Origin of the sequence: Edaphobacter sp. HDX4, assembly GCF_036877565.1 — a bacterium.
In the GTDB taxonomy this organism is placed as follows: domain Bacteria; phylum Acidobacteriota; class Terriglobia; order Terriglobales; family Acidobacteriaceae; genus Edaphobacter.
In genome coordinates this window covers 138,758-159,364 of record NZ_JAEDXW010000009.1, presented here as the reverse complement: position 1 = coordinate 159,364, position 20,607 = coordinate 138,758, and the positions used below count along the sequence as shown (strand labels likewise).

The 20,607-nt window shown below is 61.4% G+C and carries 18 protein-coding genes; 6 read left to right on the top strand and 12 right to left on the bottom strand.

Translation table 11 applies throughout. The features are described 5' to 3' along the window. The first annotated feature begins 368 nt into the window (after positions 1–368). From JAO29_RS11035 to JAO29_RS11025, 3 genes are all read left to right on the top strand, one after another. Positions 369–2,057 (top strand): YXWGXW repeat-containing protein, encoded by a 1,689-nt coding sequence (locus JAO29_RS11035; protein ID WP_334268266.1) that lies wholly within the window; start codon positions 369–371, stop codon positions 2,055–2,057. A gap of 168 nt (positions 2,058–2,225) precedes the next feature. After that, positions 2,226–3,497 carry a phosphoribosylamine--glycine ligase gene (gene purD / locus JAO29_RS11030; protein ID WP_334268265.1) on the top strand — a complete coding sequence of 424 codons (1,272 nt, stop codon included), beginning with the start codon at positions 2,226–2,228 and terminating at the stop codon, positions 3,495–3,497. A 27-nt stretch (positions 3,498–3,524) separates the two neighbouring features. Next, on the top strand, positions 3,525–4,019 hold the full coding sequence (locus tag JAO29_RS11025; protein WP_334268264.1) for a DinB family protein: 495 nt from the start codon (positions 3,525–3,527) through the stop codon (positions 4,017–4,019). 203 nt (positions 4,020–4,222) lie between these two features. On the opposite strand, the gene JAO29_RS11020 is transcribed toward JAO29_RS11025, so the two are convergent. The 7 genes from JAO29_RS11020 to JAO29_RS10990 all read right to left on the bottom strand — a co-directional run bounded on the left by JAO29_RS11020 (position 4,223) and on the right by JAO29_RS10990 (position 11,612). After that, the gene (locus tag JAO29_RS11020; protein WP_334268263.1) at positions 4,223–5,467 is read right to left on the bottom strand and encodes a threonine ammonia-lyase; all 1,245 of its coding nucleotides are present in this window, start codon (positions 5,465–5,467) and stop codon (positions 4,223–4,225) included. A 37-nt stretch (positions 5,468–5,504) separates the two neighbouring features. Then, positions 5,505–6,374 carry a prephenate dehydrogenase gene (locus tag JAO29_RS11015; RefSeq protein WP_334268262.1) on the bottom strand — a complete coding sequence of 290 codons (870 nt, stop codon included), beginning with the start codon at positions 6,372–6,374 and terminating at the stop codon, positions 5,505–5,507. A 2-nt stretch (positions 6,375–6,376) separates the two neighbouring features. Next, on the bottom strand, positions 6,377–7,396 hold the full coding sequence (aroF, locus tag JAO29_RS11010; RefSeq protein WP_334268261.1) for a 3-deoxy-7-phosphoheptulonate synthase: 1,020 nt from the start codon (positions 7,394–7,396) through the stop codon (positions 6,377–6,379). 66 nt (positions 7,397–7,462) lie between these two features. Continuing rightward, positions 7,463–7,723 (bottom strand): chorismate mutase, encoded by a 261-nt coding sequence (pheA, locus tag JAO29_RS11005; protein WP_334268260.1) that lies wholly within the window; start codon positions 7,721–7,723, stop codon positions 7,463–7,465. Between the two features lie 112 nt (positions 7,724–7,835). Next, a complete protein-coding gene (gene trpA, locus JAO29_RS11000; RefSeq protein ID WP_334268259.1) occupies positions 7,836–8,597 on the bottom strand; it encodes a tryptophan synthase subunit alpha in 762 nt (253 codons plus the stop codon). A gap of 5 nt (positions 8,598–8,602) precedes the next feature. Beyond that, positions 8,603–9,832 carry a tryptophan synthase subunit beta gene (gene trpB / locus JAO29_RS10995; protein WP_334268289.1) on the bottom strand — a complete coding sequence of 410 codons (1,230 nt, stop codon included), beginning with the start codon at positions 9,830–9,832 and terminating at the stop codon, positions 8,603–8,605. Positions 9,833–10,139: 307 nt separating this feature from the next. Further along, complete coding sequence (locus JAO29_RS10990) at positions 10,140–11,612, bottom strand: hypothetical protein (protein WP_334268258.1); 1,473 nt, start codon at positions 11,610–11,612, stop codon at positions 10,140–10,142. Between the two features lie 199 nt (positions 11,613–11,811). Between JAO29_RS10990 and JAO29_RS10985 the strand changes: the two genes are divergently transcribed. Next, complete coding sequence (locus JAO29_RS10985) at positions 11,812–12,177, top strand: hypothetical protein (RefSeq protein WP_334268257.1); 366 nt, start codon at positions 11,812–11,814, stop codon at positions 12,175–12,177. A gap of 5 nt (positions 12,178–12,182) precedes the next feature. Here the strand turns inward: JAO29_RS10985 and JAO29_RS10980 are convergent, their stop codons facing one another. The 3 genes from JAO29_RS10980 to JAO29_RS10970 all read right to left on the bottom strand — a co-directional run bounded on the left by JAO29_RS10980 (position 12,183) and on the right by JAO29_RS10970 (position 16,844). Further along, the gene (locus JAO29_RS10980) at positions 12,183–12,998 is read right to left on the bottom strand and encodes a hypothetical protein (protein WP_334268256.1); all 816 of its coding nucleotides are present in this window, start codon (positions 12,996–12,998) and stop codon (positions 12,183–12,185) included. Positions 12,999–13,015: 17 nt separating this feature from the next. Continuing rightward, positions 13,016–14,341: a multicopper oxidase family protein gene (locus JAO29_RS10975; protein ID WP_334268255.1), complete on the bottom strand. Its 1,326-nt coding sequence runs from the start codon at positions 14,339–14,341 to the stop codon at positions 13,016–13,018. A 67-nt stretch (positions 14,342–14,408) separates the two neighbouring features. Beyond that, positions 14,409–16,844 (bottom strand): RelA/SpoT family protein, encoded by a 2,436-nt coding sequence (locus JAO29_RS10970; protein WP_334268254.1) that lies wholly within the window; start codon positions 16,842–16,844, stop codon positions 14,409–14,411. A 214-nt stretch (positions 16,845–17,058) separates the two neighbouring features. On the opposite strand from JAO29_RS10970, the gene JAO29_RS10965 reads away from it, so the two are divergent. Continuing rightward, positions 17,059–18,978 (top strand): FecR family protein, encoded by a 1,920-nt coding sequence (locus tag JAO29_RS10965; RefSeq protein ID WP_334268253.1) that lies wholly within the window; start codon positions 17,059–17,061, stop codon positions 18,976–18,978. Between the two features lie 39 nt (positions 18,979–19,017). Here JAO29_RS10965 and JAO29_RS10960 read toward each other — a convergent pair whose 3' ends face one another. Then, positions 19,018–19,782: a hypothetical protein gene (locus JAO29_RS10960; RefSeq protein ID WP_334268252.1), complete on the bottom strand. Its 765-nt coding sequence runs from the start codon at positions 19,780–19,782 to the stop codon at positions 19,018–19,020. Between the two features lie 30 nt (positions 19,783–19,812). Beyond that, positions 19,813–20,250: a DUF1810 domain-containing protein gene (locus tag JAO29_RS10955; RefSeq protein WP_334268251.1), complete on the bottom strand. Its 438-nt coding sequence runs from the start codon at positions 20,248–20,250 to the stop codon at positions 19,813–19,815. 143 nt (positions 20,251–20,393) lie between these two features. Here JAO29_RS10955 and JAO29_RS10950 point away from each other — a divergent pair, with 143 nt between their 5' ends. Beyond that, entirely contained in the window at positions 20,394–20,570 is a 177-nt protein-coding gene (locus JAO29_RS10950) for a hypothetical protein (protein ID WP_334268250.1), read from the top strand. Positions 20,571–20,607: the final 37 nt, after the last annotated feature.

Here is a 20,607-nt window from a genome sequence, read left to right as displayed (position 1 = left end):
GCGTCTACCGTCCGCGATCGGGACGGCCGTGACGGAAGCGCTTGAGGATGGGACGACGTTGTGCCATCGGCTTTATTCTACGACCACCGTTTAGCGTCTCTCAACTTTCGGTTACAGGTACGGCGAGATGCGATGCGGATGGCCGCAAAAGGATGCCTGCCCTCAGGCGGCAGCGCGGTAATTTAGGGAGAGGGGAACCTCAGGTTTCGGGGCGGAAGCCGCATCTGAATTACTGAAGCAGTGTTTATAGGTATCAGGAGCCGCGTAGGACGATGAACGCACAAGGTGAAAATCGTATGTGGGCCTTTTTTTCGAGACACTTTACAGCCACAATCTTAGGTCTGGCTCTCTGCGGGGGAGCAGTGCTTGTGGGCACTCACATGGTCACGGCGCAGGCGGCGGACCAGGGCCCTGACCCGGCCGACGCGAATATGGCTCCTCTCAGCGGGGACGCGAATGTGGACCAGGCCGCGAGGCAGCCGGGAGAGCCGGCGACGAGCCAGCAGCAGGCTCCTCCACCGAGCTCGGGTGCGCAGAACGAGAGCATCCAGCGCGCGCAGGAGTACCAGCAGACCGGAGCGCAGCAGGGAGCACCTCCTCCGGATCAGCAGCAGGATCAGCAACAACCGTATCAGCCGCAGCCGCAGGCTCAGTCCTCCAACGATCAGCAGGCACAGGGCTACTACGACTCCCAGGAAGATCCCGACCAGGACGAGGCCGACTACGAGGAGCTGGAGGCTAGCCAGCCGCCTCCCGCGCTGCCGACGTATGACCAGCCTCCTGCTCCTGAACCGGATTACCTCTGGACGCCGGGGTACTGGGGCTATGCGCCAGCGGGCTACTACTGGGTACCGGGCGTTTGGGTTGCGGCGCCCTGGCCGGGTGCTTTATGGACGCCCGGATACTGGGGCTTTTACGGAGGCCACTACCGGTATCACCGTGGCTACTGGGGCCGATACATCGGCTTCTACGGCGGAATCAACTACGGCTGGGGATATCCGGGCTACGGCTTCTATGGCGGCTACTGGAGAGGGAATCAGTTCTTCTATAACCGCTCGGTGACGCACATCAACACGGGACGGATCAGGAACGTGTACAGCCGGCCGGTAGTGATCAACCGCACGTACATCAACAATACTCACGTGTCGTATAACGGCGGACGCGGGGGTCTCCAGGTGCGTCCGCGACCGGCGGAGATGGCGGCGCGTCGCGAGCCTCGGCTTGCTCCCATGAGCACGCAATTGCAGGTGCGTCAACAGGCTGCGCAGAACCGGCAGCAGTTCTACAGCGCGAATCGCGGTCGTCCGGCTATGGTCGCAACTGCACGCCCGGTGCAGGCAGACCGCGGAGTACAGCGGCCTGTGTCTGTGCAGTCCCAGGGACGAGCCGGAGAATACCAGCAGCGACCCGGCCAGAATCAGCAGCGACCGGAACAGTACCAGCAGCGACCTGGCCAGAACCAGCAGTACCAGCAGCGGCCGGGGCAATACCAAGGGAATCAGAACCATTCCACGAATCCGCAGGTTCGCCCGGCTCAGCCGCAGCAGCCCCAGGTCCATCCCGGTCAGCCGAACGTGCAGTCGCCGCGTCCGGAGGTGCGGCAGGGAGAACCGGGAAGCCCCCAGGTACAGCCTGCGCGGCCTGAGCCGAACGTAAGGCCGACGCAACCGCAGGTTCGCCCGGCTCAGCCCCAGACGCGTACGGAATACCGCCCGGGCGAACCCAACGTCCGGCCGGTGCAGCCGACGCGACCGAACGAACCACGGACTTCGCCGGAGCAGATGCGACCCTCGCCGCAACAGAGTCGACCGGCTCCGATCGAACGGCAGACGCAGCAGCCCCAATATCGGTCTGCGCCTATGCCGCAACAGGCTCCACGGCAGCAGGAGTATCGGCAGTCGCCGCAGTCTATGCCCCATCAGGCACCTCAATCCATGCCTCACCAGGCGCCCCAATCCACGCCGCAGCCGCATGGAGGCTACCCGGGTGGTGGCGGTCATGGTGGTGGAGGAGCCCAGGGCGGTGGCGGGGGTCATGGTGGAGGTCACGGAAGATAGGGCGATGTACGGCAAAGGGGGTCTGCAGGGATGCGGGCCCCTCTGCTTTTGCTCGCCTTCTCAGTTGGTTCCGCTCGAGCAACTACGGTGGTGGGTTTGACTTCACCTTTGCCGATGCCTAGCCTCGAAGATGCCAATCAAAAGTTTCGGGGAGCACGGGCAGAGCAAATGAAGGTTCTGGTAATCGGTGGTGGAGGGCGTGAGCACGCCCTGGTATGGGCGCTGCGGAAGTCCTCTTCTGTGACTGAGATCGTTGCCGCTCCGGGCAACGGCGGCATAAGCGCACTGGCTCGATGTATTCCCGTCGACGTCAACACGCTGGAGGCGATGGTCGACCTGGTCTCGATCGAAGCGCCCGATCTGACGATCATTGGCCCGGAGGTTCCGCTGGCTCTCGGGGTGGTGGACGAGCTTGAGAGGCGAGGGCTTCGTGTCTTCGGCCCGACGAAGGATGCGGCGCAGCTGGAGTCGAGCAAAGCCTTCGCGAAGTCATTTATGCAGCGCCACGGAATCCCTTCGGCAGAGCATGCGCTGTGCCTGACGCTGGACCAGGTGCGGGAGTCGCTGCTGAATTTTTCGCTGCCTGTGGTGGTCAAGGCCTCCGGGCTGGCGGCGGGCAAGGGTGTCGTTATCTGCAACACGCGGCTTGAGGCCGAAGCGGCGGCGGCCCAGATGTTCTCAGGGGTGCTGCTGGGAGCGACAGAGACCGAGGTGGTGCTGGAGGAGTTCCTGACCGGCGAAGAGATCTCGTTTTTTGCGCTGTGCGATGGAAAACATGCCGTGCCTATTGCAGCCGCGCAGGATCACAAGCGCGTCGGCGAGGGCGACACCGGGCCAAACACGGGAGGCATGGGAGCCTACTCGACCGACGGCCTGCTGACCCCTGCGATGCGGCAGTGGATTACGCAGAACGTCGCCCAGAAGGTAGTGGATGGCATGGCATCGGAGGGAACGCCGTTCAAGGGGATTCTCTTCATCGGGCTGATGATGAGTCCGCGCGGGCCCATGGTGCTGGAGTTCAACACGCGGTGGGGCGATCCAGAGACGGAGGCGATCGTGCTTCGCCTGGAGAGCGACATCCTCGATCTGTTCAACGCCGCCATCGATGGCAGGGCGAACGGGCTGGCGATCCGGCTGAAGCCGGGCGCGAGCGCCACGGTCATCGCAGCCAGCGGGGGATATCCCGGGAAGTACGCCTCCGGTCTTCCGATCAGCGGCCTTGAAGGGGAGGACCGCGAGGGTGTGATCGTCTTCCATGCGGGAACCGCGCTGAAGGACGGACAACTGGTTACTGCAGGTGGCCGCGTGCTGGCGGTCTCGGCAGAGTCGGACGACCTGGAGGAGGCGCTCAACCGCATCTACCGGAGGCTGGAGGAGATCTCGTTCGAAGGGATGCAGTACCGGAGAGATATCGGGCACCGGGCGCTGCAGCGCCGCTAGCGCTCTGGAGGAAGAAAGAGACGACAGATGACGGACCCTTTCCTGACGGCAAGCGAGGCGCTGAAGTGGAATCAGGCCACAAATGCCGCATGGCGCAGACTGATCCAGGAGCATCCCCAGGTTCTGGCGCTGCCGTGCGACATCATGCAGACCTCGACCGTAGCGCAGCTTCTGCAGCACATTGTTGCGGTTGAGCTTCGCTACGCCGAACGCATCCTTGGGCTGCCGGAGACAGACTACGCCGATGTTCCGTATGACTCCGGCGAGGCGATCTACCGGACGCACGATCGCGCCATGGAGATGTATGCACAAGCACTCGCCGCGGACCTGGACTGGAGGGACGAGATCCGGTTTCAGACAAGAAGCGCAGGCGTGCTACTGACATCGCGTAGAACGATCTTGTTTCATGCGCTCTTCCACAGCATCCGGCATTATGCCCAGCTGGGCACTTTGGTCCGGCAGCATGGTTACAAGACCGGCTGGTATGGAGACTACCTATTTATGGATGTAAGACCGCTCTGAGGCGTGGGGCGGTTCAGAGCGGAGTCGGAGGCTGTGCGCTCAGGATCTGAGATTGAGCGAGCAAACCGCAGATCCTTCGACCGCGTTCAGGATGACAAAGGCACGGGTAGAAGGCCTACCCGAACGAGGTTGCCGCCGCGGACAAAATACAGGGATCCTTCGCGTTGCTCAGGATGACAGCCAGCTAAACGATATGCGTTTCTTTAGACGACACGCGAGTAGACGTAGCCGCCGGAGTCGAGCGCGCCGAGCAGCTCGTCCACCTGTCCGCGTCCGCGGGTTTCGAGCGTGATGTCGATCGTGGTGTCGCCCAGGTTGACGCCGTAGTAGGCGCGGTTGTAGAGCGTATCGACGATGTTGACGCGGTGATGTGCGATCAGCTTGGTCAACTCGGCGAGAGCGCCGGGCTTGTCGAGCAGGTGGATGCGCAGGCGAATCATACGGCCGTCCTGCACCAGACCGCGCTCGATGATGCGGCTGAGCAGCGTGACGTCGATGTTGCCTCCGCCGATGACGACGGCGGTGCGAGCGCCTTTGAGCGAGGTGCGCTTCTGCAGCAGCGCGGCTAGTCCGGCTGCGCCTGCTCCCTCGGCGAGGGTCTTTTCGCGCTCCAGCAGGACGAGGATGGCGGAGGCGATCTCGTCTTCGTCGACGGTGACGATCTGATCGACGTAGCGCTCGATCACGGGAAGCGTGACCTCTCCGGCGCGTCGAACGGCGATACCGTCCGCAATGGTGGTCGCCGGCGGAATGGTGACAGGGTGATGTTGTTCGACGGCGACGGCCATCGAAGGAAGGCGCGCGGTCTGGACCCCGATGACGGTGATCTCGGGGCGCGATTCCTTGATGGCGCAGGCGACTCCACCGATGAGGCCGCCGCCTCCGATGGGAACGACGACGGCTTCGAGATCGGGAATCTGTTCCAGCAGCTCGAGACCGATGGTGCCCTGGCCAGCCATGACGGCGGGATCGTCGAAGGGGTGGATGAAGGTCATGTTCTGCGCGGAGCAGATGCGGCGGGCCTCCTCGTAGGCCTCGTCGTAGTTGGCGCCGTGCAGGATGACCTCGGCACCGAAGCCGCGCGTCGCGGTGACTTTGACCAGCGGAGTCGCCAACGGCATGACGATGATGGCGCGTATGCCGCGCGAGGTCGCGTGATAGGCCACGCCCTGCGCGTGATTGCCTGCGCTTGCGGCGACGACGCCGAGCGATGCCTCTTCGGGAGTAAGCAGCGCGATGCGGTTGAGTGCGCCACGCTCCTTGAAGGAGCCGGTCATCTGCAGGTTTTCGAGCTTGAGAAAGATCTGCTGATCGGTCAGGGCGGAGAGCAATCTGGAATGCGCGCACGGCGAGTAGTAGATGGCGTCGCGCAGCCGCTCTCGCGCAGCGGTGACATCAGCGAGGCTGATGCTGGAAGTGCTGTGTGCTGCTTGTTCGGTCAGACTCACGGTGCTGCTCCTTAAATCTTTATCGGTGCACGAATCTTTATCGGTGCACGCGAAACTGGTTGGCCAGGGCAAACTCTTCGCGCAGCCCCGGCGTGCGCAGATTCTCGCGCACATGGGCCAGACGCTGCTCGAGCGCGTGGAGCGTCTCGGCGATCGGTGCCGTGTTGCTCAGGGCTACATCGCGCCACATGCTGTACGGGCTCGCACCCAGGCGGGTCGTCTCGCGCAGAGCACGGCCACCGATGGCGGCTATCTCTGGCGCGTCGCCGAATCGATCCTGAAGGAGGGCCGCAAAGGCCGTCGAGAGCATCTGGGGAAGATGGCTGACCCACGCGCACATCTCATCGTGCCGTGCGGGATCCATGTCGAGGGTTCGGGTGCCGAAGAAGCTCACCCAGCTGCGCCACTCCTTCTCCATCGCGGAAGGCTCGCCCGGACCGGGAGTGAAGAGCCACATGGCTCCCTGAAAGAGATTAGCCTCTGCCAGCAGGGCGCCGCCGGACTCCTTACCCGCCATCGGATGCCCGGCGAGGAAGCAGGCCTGGTTCTCGCGGCCGAAGAGTTCAGCGGCAAGCTCGGTGATCTCGAGCTTGGTGCTTCCGACGTCGGTGATGAGCTGGGTCGGGCCGGTGACCTCAGCCAGCTGCTTCATCCAGTCCTTGATGGCAAGCACAGGTACCGCAAGCACGATGACGTCGGCCTGGCGGGCAAGCTCGAGTGCGCCCCACTGGTTGCCGGCGACTCCATCGACGGCTCCCATCTCCAGCGCGGCCCGCAGCTCCAGCAGGCTCTGGTCCCATCCGTCGATGCGTCCGCCGAATCCGGCGGCGCGCAGGGCCAGACCGGTCGAAGCGCCGATCAGGCCCGTTCCGATGATGAGGACGCGTTCCATCATGCCTGCAGCCATCCTTATGCCACCGAACGTCCGACGACAGGAGCAAGCTGGCGGAGCTGTGCGATCAGCTTCTGAAGCTGCTCGGGGTACATGCTCTGCGCACCATCGCTCATCGCCTTGTCGGGATTGGGGTGCATCTCCATCAGCAGGCCGTCGGTGCCTGCAGCCACCGAGGCGAGAGCCATGGCCGGAACCATGTCGCGGATGCCGACGCCGTGCGAAGGATCGGCGAGGACTGGGAGGTGCGTCAGCTTCTTGAGCACCGGGATGGCGGAGATGTCCATCGTGTTGCGGGTCGCGGTCTCGTAGGTGCGGATGCCGCGCTCGCAGAGCATAAGGTCGTAGTTGCCGCCCGAGAGGATGTACTCGGCCGACAGCAGAACCTCTTCGATGGTGGCGGAGATTCCGCGCTTCAGCAGGCAGGCCTTGCGCACGTGGCCAAGCTCGCGCAGAAGGTTGAAGTTCTGCATGTTGCGCGCGCCGATCTGGAAGACGTCGATGTAGGGCAGCATGATCTCGATCTGCGAGATCTCCATCACCTCGGTGATGACCAGAAGGCCGGTCTCATCCGCGACTTCGCGGAGCAGCTTGAGGCCTTCGACTCCCATGCCCTGGAAGCTGTAGGGCGAGCTGCGAGGCTTGTAGGCTCCGCCGCGCAGGAACTTCGCGCCTGCGGCAGCAACCTGCTTGGCGGAGAGAAGGATCTGCTCACGCGACTCGACGGAGCACGGTCCGGCCATCACGACAACCTCTTCGCCGCCGATCACGACGCCATTGGCGAACCTGATCTTCGTGCCCTCGGGGCGGAAGTTGCGCCCGGCGAGCTTATAGGGCGAGGAGATGCGGTAGGCATCGTGAACGCCGCCGAGAACCTTGAACTCGGCCACGTCGAAGTGCTCCGGAGTTCCTACGCCGGCCAGAATGGTCTGGGCAGCTCCCGTGGTGCGGTGGACGTTGAAACCGAGCTCGACCATCCGCTCGATGACACGTTGAATATGTTCCTCTGTTGCCGAGTCCTGCATTGCTACGATCATCGTCTTCTTCGCTTTCTTGAGAATGAAACGGAATAAGTTACAAAACTTTGTACGGAAACCCTGCAGCTAGTCGTTCTTCTGAATGGCACGCATCACGTCGATGATGCGCTCGTAGATGTCGACGATCTCCGGGTTGGACAACGGTCCTCGGTTCGCCCGGCGGACGTGCTCAAAGACGTCCTGTTCGCGCTTGGGCTCATAGACAGGAAGGCTGTCCTTCTGCTTGAGCTCACCGATGGCCTTTGCCGCCTCGGCACGCTGATTGATAAGGCGAACGATCTGCTCGTCCAGTTCGTCGATCTTTTGCCGCCACTCAGAGATCTCCATCGAATATCCTCACGCTGCAGCCAGGTTGCGTGCTCCCGCTGCGGGTTATTTGGGTACCACTCATGATAAACGGGCAGTTTTCGACGCCCTGGCTGGTTGCTGAGAGCTGTTCTCATGCCCTCAGCCCCGCTACAAACTTTCCGACTGCCGCTGCTGCCTGCTCCGGCCCAGTCTTCTCGATCAGCTGCACGATCGCCGAACCGATCACCGCGGCGTCAGCAAATTCGCCGACTGCCTTGACGTGATCCGCATTGGAGACGCCGAAGCCGACCGCGATCGGCAGCTCAGTAAACTTCCGCAGCCGGGTGACGACCTGCGAGGCGTCGCTGGTCAGGCTGGACTGCGTGCCCGTGATTCCCGTGCGCGAGATGGCATAGACGAAGCCGCGAGAGTTCTCCGCAATCGCCTTCAGCCGGGCATCGGGCGAGGTGGGAGCGGCCAGAAAGACTGGGCCGAGGTTGTTCGCGCGCATCGCTTCCAGATACTCGGCGGCCTCTTCGACGATCATGTCGGTCAGCAGCACACCGTCGGCTCCGGCTTCGGCGGCCTTCGCGCAGAAGTCGTTGAGGCCAAGCCGCAGTACAGGGTTCAGGTAGGAGAAGAGGATCAGCCCCGCCTGCGGTCTCGCTTTGCGAAGCTCCGCCGCTACGGCGAGCACATCCGTCAGCCGCGTGCCTTTCGCAACAGCCCGTTCACTGGCACGCTGAATCACCGGGCCATCCGCCAGAGGATCGCTGAAGGGAACTCCCAGCTCGATGACATCCGCGCCATTGTCAATCGCGGCCAGTGCGATGTCGCGCGTTGTGGCGAGATCGGGATCGCCAGCGGTGAGGTAGACCACAAGGCCCGGTTTCTTCTTGAACTCAATCGACATCGTGCCTACCCTTTCGCCGCAACGCTCGTCAGGTCGAGCTCTCGTGCCAGAATCCCCATGTCCTTATCACCGCGTCCGGAGAGGTTCACCATGAGCACATCGCTCTTGCTCATCGTCGGTGCCAGCTTGATCGCCTCGGCGACTGCATGTGCACTCTCAAGCGCCGGCAGAATACCTTCCGTTCGTGCGAGCGTCACGGTCGCCTTCAGGGCCTCGTCGTCGGTTGCCGAGGTGTAAGTGGCGCGGCCCGAGTCGTGCAGCATGGCGTGCTCCGGTCCGACGCTCGCATAGTCAAGTCCAGCCGATACCGAGTGTGTCAGCGCAATCTGCCCCGCGTTGTCCTGCAGGACATAGCTATAGGTTCCCTGCAGCACGCCGGGAACACCGCCGCCGACCTTCATGAATCGGGCCGCGTGCTCGCCGAGAGCAGTTCCGCGTCCACCGGCCTCGACCCCGATCAGCTGCACATTGCTGTCGTTGAGGAACTCGTAGAAGGCTCCGATGGCGTTCGATCCTCCGCCCACGCAGGCCACGATCGCGGTAGGCAGCTTGCCTTCCTGCTCCATGATCTGCTTCTTCGCTTCCTTGCTGATGACGCGATGAAAGTCGCGCACGATGGTGGGGTAGGGGTGTGCTCCCAGGGCAGAGCCGAGAATGTAAAACGTGGTGCGGACGTTGGTGACCCAGTCGCGCATGGCCTCGGAGATCGCATCCTTCAGGGTGGCCGAGCCTGCGCTCACGCCGCGAACCTCCGCGCCCAGCAGGCGCATGCGGTAGACGTTCAGCTCCTGGCGGCGCATGTCCTCTTCGCCCATGTAGACCACGCACTCCACGCCCAGCAGAGCGCATACGGTTGCTGTGGCGACGCCGTGCTGACCGGCTCCCGTCTCGGCGATGATGCGCTGCTTGCCCATGCGCCGCGCCAGCAGACCCTGGCCGAGCGCGTTGTTGATCTTGTGGGCCCCGGTGTGCAGCAGGTCCTCGCGCTTGAGGTAGATCTTCGCTCCGCCCAGCTGCTCGCTCAGTCGCTTTGCGTAGTAGAGCGGCGTGGGCCGGCCGCAGTAGTTGTGCAGCAGATCGTCCAGCTCTGCATGAAAGGCGGGATCCTTCTGGGCGTCCGCATAGGCCGCCTCCAGCTCTTCGAGCGCGGCCATCAGGGTCTCGGGAACATACCGCCCCCCGTAGACTCCGAACCGCCCCGTGGCCGACCGTATCGGCCCTGCCGGATTTACCATCGCTGACGTCGTCGAACCTGTCGCTCCGCCCATCCTGTGCTCCTTCCGAGCAAAACAAAGCCGCAACCTTTATCGGTCGCGGCTCGTGTGGATTTCGAATCTTTTCTGAACTTCAGCTTTACTTCGCCAAGCTAATCTGTCAGAAGACCCTACTCCGCCGATGCCGCTACCGGATGCCAGTAGCGGTAAATAAAGCTAATAAATCGGCTGGTGTGCGAGATCATCTTGCTTTCAAGCATACATGCGTGTTCGCCGCCCGGCAACCCGTTTGTTCGCGCTGATGCGGTAATGCGGTGATTCATCAGATCTAAGGCTCCAGCACAAACTTCTTGATCGCCACCTTCGCTCCCATCCTCGCCCGCTCCGGAGAGGTCTTCACCACGACCGCGATCTCGTCGAACATCGTCCCGTCCATGGCTGCCGGAACCGGGAAGCTAAGAGTCTCTTCTTCCACTTTTCCCGATGCATTGGGGCGCTGCGCGATCGGCAACTGGCTGGACGGAATGATTGCTGTCCCGAGATAGTGGGGTGCCTGTTCCGGCGCCACGACATTGAATCTCTGCTTCGTCGCGGGCTTCGGATCGGGCAGCTTCCTCACCCATAACTCAAGCGAGATAGGGCCGCCCATCTGGTCGGCGTCTTCGATCGTCAGTGCGATGGCGCTGCAGCAGCCGAGGTCGAGCGGATTGGCCAATCTCTGGTGCGCCTCCATCAGGAGAGGATAGCGATCGCTCGAACTCACCTGCGTCTTGATCGAACTTCCTCGCACCACCCGCGCCGTCGATCGCGGCCGCTTGTCGGGCCACTTGAAGTACCAGTACTGGCCGTCGAATGGAATCTCCATCGGGTCGGTGAGCCTGGCGCCGAAGTGGGGAACCAGCTCTCGTTTTACCGGAGCGATAATCTTCTTTTGCGCCTGCTGGAGCGGCAGCAGAATGATGCCGATGTAGCCCGCACTCGAGGAGGAAGAGGTAGCAGGCTTCGGCGTAACGTTCTTCGAAAAGTCCTGAACGGGAGGAATGTGGAAGCGGCGCAGGACTCCTGCCCGCAGATAAGGGATGAGCGCGATCACGGTGAAGAGGAACGCGGCCGCTACGATCCCGGTCTGCCCGCTGCGTGAAAGGATCGACCTTCCTCCGGAGGCAATCGAGGCCCGCGCCACCGCCCTCCATCCCAGCAGACCGGTGAAGACTCCTGCTCCCAACGAAGCCATGACAAACCATCGCGCTGCCGCCAGTCCGATCACGCCGTCGAGCAACAGCACAAGCAACAGCGACGGCAGAAGCCTGCGCGCCAGCAGACCATCGGGAAACTGGAAGGGTGTTCCCGGCGCGGGTCGCGTGGTAGAGATCGCCTGCGGTGCAGCCTCGATCTCACAGCGCTTCAAAAACACTCCCAGACAAGTAAGACAGATTACCCCGGCAGCAATCATCAGCAGCGACCACGTCTCGATAAACAGCATCCACGCAGGAATCCACAAGGCCACCAGGCACGCGGCATGCACGACCGGGGTTGAAACCTTCCGGCTGCCATGAAGGACTCGGACATAGATCGTTCGAACGACAAAGCCACACACCATGGTTGCCGTAAACAGCAGTGAAGCAGCGATGAGGAACAGACCGATGGGCGGGAGCGAACCTCTGCGCAGCCAGGAGCAGAGAAAATCGAGGACCGCGCCCGTCGCTGCGACCCCGATGACCATGGGCCAGACCGGCAGAGAGGCCGCGTCGTCCTGTTCTGCTATCGCTGCCGAAACGATCCGATCTTCAAGCTCCGTCATGGATGACTCCTGCTGTTTGCAATGAGCATAGTCGGAATCCGACTATACGGGCAGATTTTTTTTCAGATGGTTTCAGCCAACCTTTTTCCTGCGGGCCCGAATTTATCTTTCTGCGGGCAGGCGTCGCTTGTGCAAAGGTGACAGTTCGCTATGCATCGAAATGAGGTATGCAGTACGAGCTTCAGGAGGACAGTAAACGATGTTTATGAACCTGAATCGCGCAGTGGCTTCTTTTGTGGCAGCTTCCATGTTTTCGCTGCCGGTACACGCAATGGTGCAGGTATACCCGATGGTGCAGCAGGCTACGCAGGCAGAGCACGATCGAGCGGAGCACGAGCAGACAGCGCAGGATCATCGCAAGCACACGGGAGCGAAGGTCGTGGGCGGTACAGCGGCAGGTGGCGCCGTCGTGGGCGCGCTGGCGGGTGGTGGCAAGGGAGCTCTGATCGGCGGTGCGGCCGGTGCAGGTGCAGGTGCCATCGCGAACAAGGTGCGCAAGGACAAGGCCGTTAAGAAACGCGAGCGTCGCGAGACGGAACAACCGGAATATACCAACCCACGCTAATCGTTCTACTCGACCGGCGACGGCCTCCGCCAGTCAAAGCGTCTTCCCAGAATGCCTTTGACGATAAGGTGGTCTGTCGCCGAGGTCGATCCCACTCCAACGCCCAGGTTAATTTCCCATTTTGGGGATACATTCAAGTCAGTCACCGCAAAGACCTGCTGCTGCTGATTTCTGAAGCTGTCGAAGGAGCCGATGCGACCGTAGTCAGCGTAATACTCCAGGCCGCCGCTGATCTCGCGCGTGAAGTCATAGCCGACTTTGAAGCCGGGAGAAAATCCTAGTCCCTGCCTTATGTCGGGTCCGTGCCACGTGCGTTCCAGGGCTGGATTGAAAGCGAGATACCATCGTCCTATCGATTTATCTACGATTGGCCTCAGCTCCCACGTCCAGGTGTCCGGGGAGTAGACGGGACGCTGATATCCCACTTCGGTCGAAAGGCTCACGCCTACCGGCCAGTGCCACGAATCCGGAACCCGCACCCTGGGCCGTATATGGTCGCCTACCCACTGAATGCCGTGGCCGTCCTGGATGCTGCTGAAGACATAGAAGCCTACCTCGGACCAACTCGTCAGCCCCTGCGTAATCTCGAGGGTCTCGTGTTCCTGATGGTTTGTCGGATAGGTTCCATCTGTCGTAAAGAGAGAACCTCTTGCGGTGTAGTTCGAGTGCAGCTCCACCATCGTGGTCTTTGGCAGAACCGTATCTGAGCCGTAGACCTGAATCTCGTAGTTTCCCTGTGCGCTGGCGTGCAGAACGCAGCCAAGCAACAGGGCAAAGAGAGCAAAGACTGTCTTTCGCGAGTGAAACAGGGATAAAGCCATCGTTCGATATTTTCTTTCTAGATACAGCGGAACAGCATCATGAAGCCCATATCCATATGGTCTTGCTGATGGCAGTGGAACAACGTAAGCCCTGGCTGATTGGCTGTGAACACAACCTCCGCCTCTGTGCCTGCCTTCACCAGGACAGTATCTTTCAGAATCCCCCGTGTCTCCTTGCCTGCCAGCCTGCGCAGCTCGAAGCTGTGCCGGTGCAGGTGGACGGGATGATCATCCATGCTCTTGTTTCTAAAGACCAGACGATACCGCTGGCCGAACGTTAGCCTCACTGTCTCCGTATCCGGAAACGACCTTCCATTGATCATCCAGCGGTCCATGGAGCCGTGTCCCGTGAACTTCGACTCGAATGTCAAGGGGATCGCAGTTTCCTTAAGATCACCTGAAGATTCTGCTGGCGGCGCCACATCCTCCGCACCGAAGCGCCGATAATCCCACTCGAGCATCTGCGGCTGATTCCACGTAGGCTTTCCGGATCGTCCTGCATACTCGACCACGATACCCATTCCCGCTGACATGACGTGCTTACGGACCTCTCCAAGAACCCACACGCCTGGATGGTTCATATCCACCTCGACCGATACGCGCTCCGCCGGCGAAAGGTGAATCATCTCCACGGTCTGGGGAGAAGGAACTGCGTGACCATCGAGCGCGACCACGCGCAGCTTGTGGCCTGCCAGAGCCAGCCAGTGCGGTTCCGTTGCACTGGTATTAACGACGTGCACAAGGATCCGTTGCCCCTCTTTAACGCGCAGCGGCTCTCCAAAACCGAGGGTCTTTCCATTGATGGTGGAGTAGTCGTAGACGGGACTCATAGAACCGTCGTCACTGCCGAGTATCATCGCGTTCCAGTCGTGCAGAGCCAGGAAGAACTCCTGATCGTAGCGCGCCGGATTCTCGCGGGGCTCAATCCACAAAAAGCCGTACTGGCCGGAGTAGAGGCCCTTCTTTACATCGCGTCCTGCGAAGGTATGCGTGTGATACCAGCGGAATCCCGAGGGTGTCGGTGTGAAGGTGTACCGTGCCGATCTTCCGGCAGGAATATGAGGCGTTCCTTCCTCCATCGCACCATCGACCTCAGGCGGAAGAAAAAGCCCGTGCCAGTGGACCACCTCGTCATTGCCGCTGTTATTGCTAACACCTATCGTGACAGGCACGCCTTCCTTCAGGCGCAGCAGCGGCCCGGGGATCTGTTGATTGTAGGCAATCGTCTTGATGAATCGGCCTGGAGAGATCTCCAGCGAGTATGGAGCGATGTCGAGCGTGTAATCAGCAGGAGTCTCTGCGATTGCGGAAAGCCGGTCCAGCCCTGCCGCCATAGCGGCCATCCCGGAAAGCTTCAGAGCCTTCCGCCTCGTCAATCTGCCGTACCTCGATATCAACTTCCGTTCTCCGCTAAATCTTCTGGACTCTCTGGACCTCGCGTACTCCCGGCACACGGCGCAGCCGTTCTACCAGCCGGTTCAGGTGCCGCACGTCAACGGTCTCGATCACAAAATCGACTGCGGCCAGACCATCTTGGACGGGCTTCGAATCCACGCTCCGGATGTTGGTCCCGTCATCGGAGATGATGGCGGTGAACTCCTTGAGCATCCCGGTACGGTCTTCGCAAAAGACGGTCAGCTTGACCGGATAAGTCTGAGATTTGGCAGTGCTGGATTCAGAGGCCATGGGAGCCCACTCCACCTGGATTCTTCGGTCGGATTCATACAGAAGATTCTGCACGTTGGGACAGCTTCTTGCGTGGACGGCGACACCTTTGCCGCGCGTGACGTAGCCGATAATCTCTTCGCCGCGGATGGGGTTACAACATCGTGCGCGGTAGACCAGAAGATCGTCCTGCCCCTCTACCTGCAGGGACTCCGAGCCTTTGCCGAAGAAGACTCGCTTGACTGCCTCCGACATCTGCCCGATGGCGTTACCTACGGTTCCGGGCTCCGGATGTGCGGGCTCCGGAGTCATGGTCGATCCAGGCTCGAGCTTGTTCAGTACCTGGCGGGAGGAGTACTTGCCGAAGCCGACTCCGGCCAGAAGCTCCGTTTCGCTGGTCAGCCCGTATTCGGTGGCGACACGGTCGTAGTCCGCGCTGCTGTACTTGTTCAGCGCCAGTTTGTACTTGCGAGCCTCGCGGTCCAGCAGCTTGCGGCCAATCTCCATCGCGCGCTGACGCTGGTGCTCGTTGAGCCAGTGCTTGATCTTGTTGCGGGCCTTCGAGCTCTTGGTAAAGCTGAGCCAGTCGCGGCTGGGAGTGTGTCCCGTCTGCGTCGTGATCTCGACGATGTCCCCGTTCTTGAGCCGGGTCCGCAGAGGAACGATGCGTCCGTTGACCTTCGCGCCGACGGTCGTATTACCGACCTCGGTGTGGATGGCGTACGCAAAGTCGATGGGGCTGGCATCCTTGGGCAGAACGACCACCTTGCCCTTGGGGGTGAAGGTGTAGACCTCCTCCGGGTACAGGTCGATCTTGAGCGTCGACATGAACTCGTTGGGATCGCTCATCTCGCGCTGCCATTCCATCAGCTGGCGAACCCACGCGAGACGCTGCTCATCCTTTGCGCTTACGTTATCGTCAGCCTTGTACTTCCAGTGTGCCGCAATGCCTTCTTCGGCCACGCGGTGCATGTCTTCGGTGCGGATCTGCACCTCGAACTGGTGTCCGCCCTCGGCGATCAGGGTCGTATGCAGCGACTGATACAGATTAGGCCGCGGCATCGCGATGAAGTCCTTGATCCTGCCCGGCACCGGACGCCACATCGAGTGCAACAGCCCGAGCAGAGCGTAGCAGTCCTGCACTGTCTGCGTAATCACTCGCACGGCCAGCAGGTCATAGACCTGATCTACAGGAATCTTGCCCTCCTGCAGCTTCTGCTGGATGGAGTAGAGACGCTTGATGCGCCACTCCACGCGTCCCGATATCTTGAACTCGCGCAGCTTCTCTTCCAGGCGGGTGACGATCTTTTTGAGGAACTCCTCGCCCGCCCCGCGCAGCGCATCCACTTCCGTCGAGACCTGCTCGTAGCCGAAGGGGTCGGTATAGCGGAAGGCCAGATCCTCAAGCTCGCCGCGCAGCTTGCCCATGCCGAGACGGTGGGCCAGCGGAGCGTAGATCTCCAGCGTCTCGCGGGCGATCTTCTGCTGCTTCTCCGGCTTCAGGTGCTCCAGCGTGCGCATGTTGTGCAGCCGGTCGGCCAGCTTGATGATGACGACGCGAACGTCCGTGACCATGGCCAGCAGCATCTTGCGGATGTTCTCGGCCTGGTGGTCTTCGCGATTGGCGAACTTGATCTTGTCCAGCTTGGTGACGCCTTCGACGATGTGCGCGACCTGCTCGCCAAAGCGCTTGGCAATCTCCGCCGAGGTTACGTCGGTATCTTCGACCGCATCGTGCAGCAGACCGGCTGCGATGGCGGTGGAATCCATCTTGAGCTCGGCCAGAACCTGACCGACCTCGAGCGGGTGAATGACGTAGGGCTCGCCCGAGGCGCGTTTCTGTCCCTCATGCTGCTGCAGGCAAAATGTCCAGGCCTTGCGGATGATCTCCAGATCGTCGCCGGGGCGATTCTCGTGGACGGTATCGAGCAGCTTGTTGAACTTTTCGTCGATGACTTCTATGTCGCCTTTAGCCAGCCCGGCGAGGTGGGACGCAGAGCTTTCGCTCCCTGTCTGAATCTTCTCCGGGACAGGCACTCCCCCATGCGCACCAGCCTCGGCAGCCCCAGGCAGGAGAGCCGAATTCGGCTCAACCCCGTCGCCGGAGGCTGGAATCGATGGCTGGCCCTCAGGGGACGCCTGGATTCCAGGCTTCGTCGAGGCCGAATTTGGGGATGCCATAGTGCATTATAGGCCGCACCTTTGACCATCCCCTAACCGTCTTTTCTGTGCCCCCGCAGATGTAGTTACGCCCCATTGATCCGGTCTTGCGGGCCGTCGCTGAATCGCATCTTAGAAAACATCTTTTCGGACCGGTCTATTTATCTAAACCAGGCGTATACTTTTTCCGCCGCCCGAGTCGCACCACTATCGGTAGACAGAAGGGAAGGTTCCCATGAAGACCGCCTTCGTGATTCTGGCGACTTCGATCCTTTGCCTTGCAGGTGGACTATCCGCACAGCAGCCCGTCCCGTCCAGCGTCGTCCCTGAGGCTCCCGCTCCCGCTCCGCCAGCCTCTCCGGCTGTGGCTCCTGCTCCTGCTGTTGCTCCGGCAGCCGAGGACTCCTCCCCGGCTTCTGCCCCGCCTGCCGCTTCTGTAGAAGAGCAGCCTGCACCTACTGCTGCTGTCCGGGAGAGCGATGGACTTCACCCGGGAGACTCCCACGTGCGCATCGTGCGCCTTAGCCAGGCACAGGGCCGTCTTGTCCTGGACCGCGGAACCGGCAAGGTTGAGGCGACCATGCCCAACATGCCGATCGTCGAGCGCTCCCGTCTGGCGACCGGGGATGGCTTCGCCGAGGTGGAGTTCGAAGACGGCAGCACCCTTCGCCTTCCGCCCCAGTCCCAGGTGGACTTCCCCCGTCTGATTCTTCGCAATACGGGAGCCAAAGCGACCACGATCAGGCTGGTCCAAGGCACAGTCTATGTAAATCTCGCGGGAACGAAGGGCAACGAGTTTGTCGTCGAGACCGGCAACTCCGCCATGACCGTCGAGCCCTCCACTCACATGAGGCTCGATACCGCGAACGGGAAGGCGAACCTGACGGTTTTTGGCGGCGACGTTGAGATGTGGACGGGCACGGCGACGACGTCGGTCGGTAAAAAGCACTCCGTCACCTTCAATCCCGTCATCCCGCCCCAGAGCGTCGAAGTGGCCAAAAAGATTGAAGAGATTCCATACGATGAGTGGGACAAGCGGTCCGGAGACTTCCACGACCGTTACATGAACTTCAAGGCGCTCGGCAGCTCGGGCTACTCCTACGGAGTATCCGACCTGAACTACTACGGCGCTTTCAGCAACGCCGGTGGCTGCGGCACGATGTGGCGTCCATACTTCACCGGTGCAGGCTGGGACCCGTACGCGAACGGCGTATGGGCCTGGTACAAGGGAGCCGGGTACTCCTGGGTCTCGCCTTATCCCTGGGGGTGGCTGCCCTACCACTCGGGAGCATGGAACTTCTGCCCCGGCGTCGGCTGGGGTTGGCGTCCGGGAGGCTCCTGGTTCGGGCTCGCCAACGCCAGCCCGACGATCATCAGCCGACCCATCCCCAGCAAGCCTGGCCAGCCCGGACAGGGCGAGGTCCGCGGCGGCATCCCTCTTCGGCCGCCGGGTCCGATACACGCCACGGGAGTTCCCCACAATACCCTCGTCATCTCCAATCGCTCGGCTCTGGTCTTCTCTCAAATGGACCGGCCCGACAACTTCGTCATCCGGCAGAACTCCGCGGGTCTGGGAGTTCCACGCGGAGAGATGGGGAATCTGCATCGGCTCTCCGGCCAGGTCGAACACAACGGCTTCGTGAACCGGCAGGCCTATGCGCAGCCGATGGGAGGCTTTCGCGATAACGGGAGCACCAGCCACAACGGTGTTCCCCTCACCATCCGCTCAGGTCATTCCGGCTGGGCGCGGGAGAATTCAGAAGCCTGGCGTGGACAGTCCGCTTCCGTCACCGGCGAGCACTCGGGAGATCGTCCTGCAGGCAGTTGGAACGGCAGTGGCCAACATCACGGCGATGGCTTCCCGGGAGGTGGCGCAGCGGGAGGTTCCCCCGGCGCTCAGGCTGGTGGATCTCATGGAGGCGGACCAGCAGGCAATGGAGGCTTCCACGGCGGCGCGATGGGTGGCGGTGGTGGTTCTCACGGCTCCATGGGCAGCGGTGGAGGAGGAGGTTTCCATGGTGGCGGCGGCGGTGGAGGTGGCAACGCTGGTGGTGGTGGCATCCATGGCGGCGGCGGTGGCGGCGGGACCAGCGGCGGCTCCGGCGGTGGTGGGGGAGGGCACAGCGGAGGTTCCGGCGGAGGAGGGCACAGATAGCCCCTCCTCTTTCAGAGGAGCAGACCGAAGCCTACCGGATCAGCGGGAGGCTACGTTGGACTGCTTCCTGCAGGCGATCGGAACATTGGTCATCTGTTTCGCAAAGACCCGGTAGCTTACCGTTCCCGGCCGCAGCGTCGACCAGTAGCCTGTCTGCGAGAGCAGAGGCTTGTGCTGGTCGATGATCTGGTTATCCAGAATCTTGATGCCGCATTCCAGATTGTTCTTCGGCTGCAGGATGGTCTTGTCCGGATCGTCGGGCTTCAGAGCTTTATCGTGCTGCCAGTCGAAGTCGCAGCCGTACCGCTGCTGGTCTTCATAGGTCAGCTGTAACAATCCCTCGCTGCGAACCATGCGCTTGCTGACCTTGTCGACGACCGCGACCTCCGGCTGGGTGTGACGCACGCGCGTTGTGGGATCAAGCCCGGCTTCGGCTCCTGCGAGCGCCTGGAAGAAGTAAGCCCAGAAGGCGCGCTTGTCCGCCTCTCCCATCTGGTAAAACCTCGGGCAGAAGCGGCGTACATCGTGAGGCACCTTGTGAGAGAGCATCTCGGGCGGAAGCGCCAGCTCGACGATCTTGTCCCACTCCGGGTCCCAGGTATCGCCGCCCAGCTCCACCCGCTTGGCCAGAATCGGGGTTGCCGGAGCAGGCTTCATCGCAGGCACCTTCACCGATGCTGAAGGTGCGGGATTCGCATGGGCCTCTTCCTTCTTCCCGCAGCCCAGGGTGGCGGCGGTCCATGCAATCACAGTGAGAGAAAGAACGACAGTCGAACAGGTGACACACTTTCGTTTTTTGAGCATGAATGCAACGTGGATACTCCTTGTCCTTTCTTAGAGCCGCTCCATCGTTGCCGCGTCTTCTCGTCCGGAGAAATATTTATCGAGCGCCTGGCTAAAGATCAGATCTTCCTGCGAGATCGTGGCGGCCTGTGCAAACAAAGTCATACTGGAATGGAATTTCATGTCATCGGGATAGCCAAAGATCTGCTCGACGGTGCGGTTCTTCAGGCCAGTGACGATGGCCGTGATCTCCCGTAATCGCTGGCCCAGCACCGGATGCTCCAGATAGGCGTGCGCCTCTTCGAGCGATGAGATGGCATACTGGGTCGCCATCGCGCTTGAACCGAGGCCGCGAATCTGAGGAAAGATGAACCACATCCAGTGGGTCTGCTTCTGGGCCGCCCGAAGCTCGGCGCAGGCCTGTTCATACACTCCGTCCTGTGCCTCGATGAATCGCTCCAGATTGTGTTGATCGCTTCCTGAAGTCATGCAGTCCTTCCTTCCTGGCTCCCTGGTGCTTTGCCACTTTTTGAGCCAATCGCGTGGCTGCGATGTTGTTTCGTCTCGATAGCGAGAGCTGCTTGCGCATCCTTACACAACCTGTATGATGGCCGCGTCACTCTAAACACACCATGGTAGATATCGATCTTCTTGTAAGCGCGCTGCGGGCTAAAGGACACAACGTTCACGGTGTTCACCACGTCCCTGACAATGCAGGGGACTATGAGCTGACCATCGACGACAGAGCCTACAACCTTGAAGAGGCACGCAGCCTTCTCGAGTTGGATGAAGAAAAACAGCCCGGATAAGCGGAGCTGGAGAACTCTTTTTTTAGCGGCGGCTCTC

Coding starts and splice junctions, on each gene's coding strand:
- JAO29_RS10990 (WP_334268258.1), bottom strand. CDS start 11,612: ATGACGGAGCTTGAAGATCGGATCGTTTCGGCAGCGATAGCAGAACAG.
- aroF (WP_334268261.1), bottom strand. CDS start 7,396: ATGATCGTAGCAATGCAGGACTCGGCAACAGAGGAACATATTCAACGT.
- JAO29_RS10965 (WP_334268253.1), top strand. CDS start 17,059: ATGAAGACCGCCTTCGTGATTCTGGCGACTTCGATCCTTTGCCTTGCA.
- JAO29_RS10980 (WP_334268256.1), bottom strand. CDS start 12,998: ATGGCTTTATCCCTGTTTCACTCGCGAAAGACAGTCTTTGCTCTCTTT.
- JAO29_RS10950 (WP_334268250.1), top strand. CDS start 20,394: ATGGTAGATATCGATCTTCTTGTAAGCGCGCTGCGGGCTAAAGGACAC.
- JAO29_RS10955 (WP_334268251.1), bottom strand. CDS start 20,250: ATGACTTCAGGAAGCGATCAACACAATCTGGAGCGATTCATCGAGGCA.
- JAO29_RS10970 (WP_334268254.1), bottom strand. CDS start 16,844: ATGGCATCCCCAAATTCGGCCTCGACGAAGCCTGGAATCCAGGCGTCC.
- pheA (WP_334268260.1), bottom strand. CDS start 7,723: ATGGAGATCTCTGAGTGGCGGCAAAAGATCGACGAACTGGACGAGCAG.
- JAO29_RS10960 (WP_334268252.1), bottom strand. CDS start 19,782: ATGCTCAAAAAACGAAAGTGTGTCACCTGTTCGACTGTCGTTCTTTCT.
- JAO29_RS11015 (WP_334268262.1), bottom strand. CDS start 6,374: ATGGCTGCAGGCATGATGGAACGCGTCCTCATCATCGGAACGGGCCTG.
- JAO29_RS11025 (WP_334268264.1), top strand. CDS start 3,525: ATGACGGACCCTTTCCTGACGGCAAGCGAGGCGCTGAAGTGGAATCAG.
- trpB (WP_334268289.1), bottom strand. CDS start 9,832: ATGGTAAATCCGGCAGGGCCGATACGGTCGGCCACGGGGCGGTTCGGA.
- JAO29_RS10985 (WP_334268257.1), top strand. CDS start 11,812: ATGTTTATGAACCTGAATCGCGCAGTGGCTTCTTTTGTGGCAGCTTCC.
- JAO29_RS10975 (WP_334268255.1), bottom strand. CDS start 14,341: ATGGCCGCTATGGCGGCAGGGCTGGACCGGCTTTCCGCAATCGCAGAG.
- purD (WP_334268265.1), top strand. CDS start 2,226: ATGAAGGTTCTGGTAATCGGTGGTGGAGGGCGTGAGCACGCCCTGGTA.
- trpA (WP_334268259.1), bottom strand. CDS start 8,597: ATGTCGATTGAGTTCAAGAAGAAACCGGGCCTTGTGGTCTACCTCACC.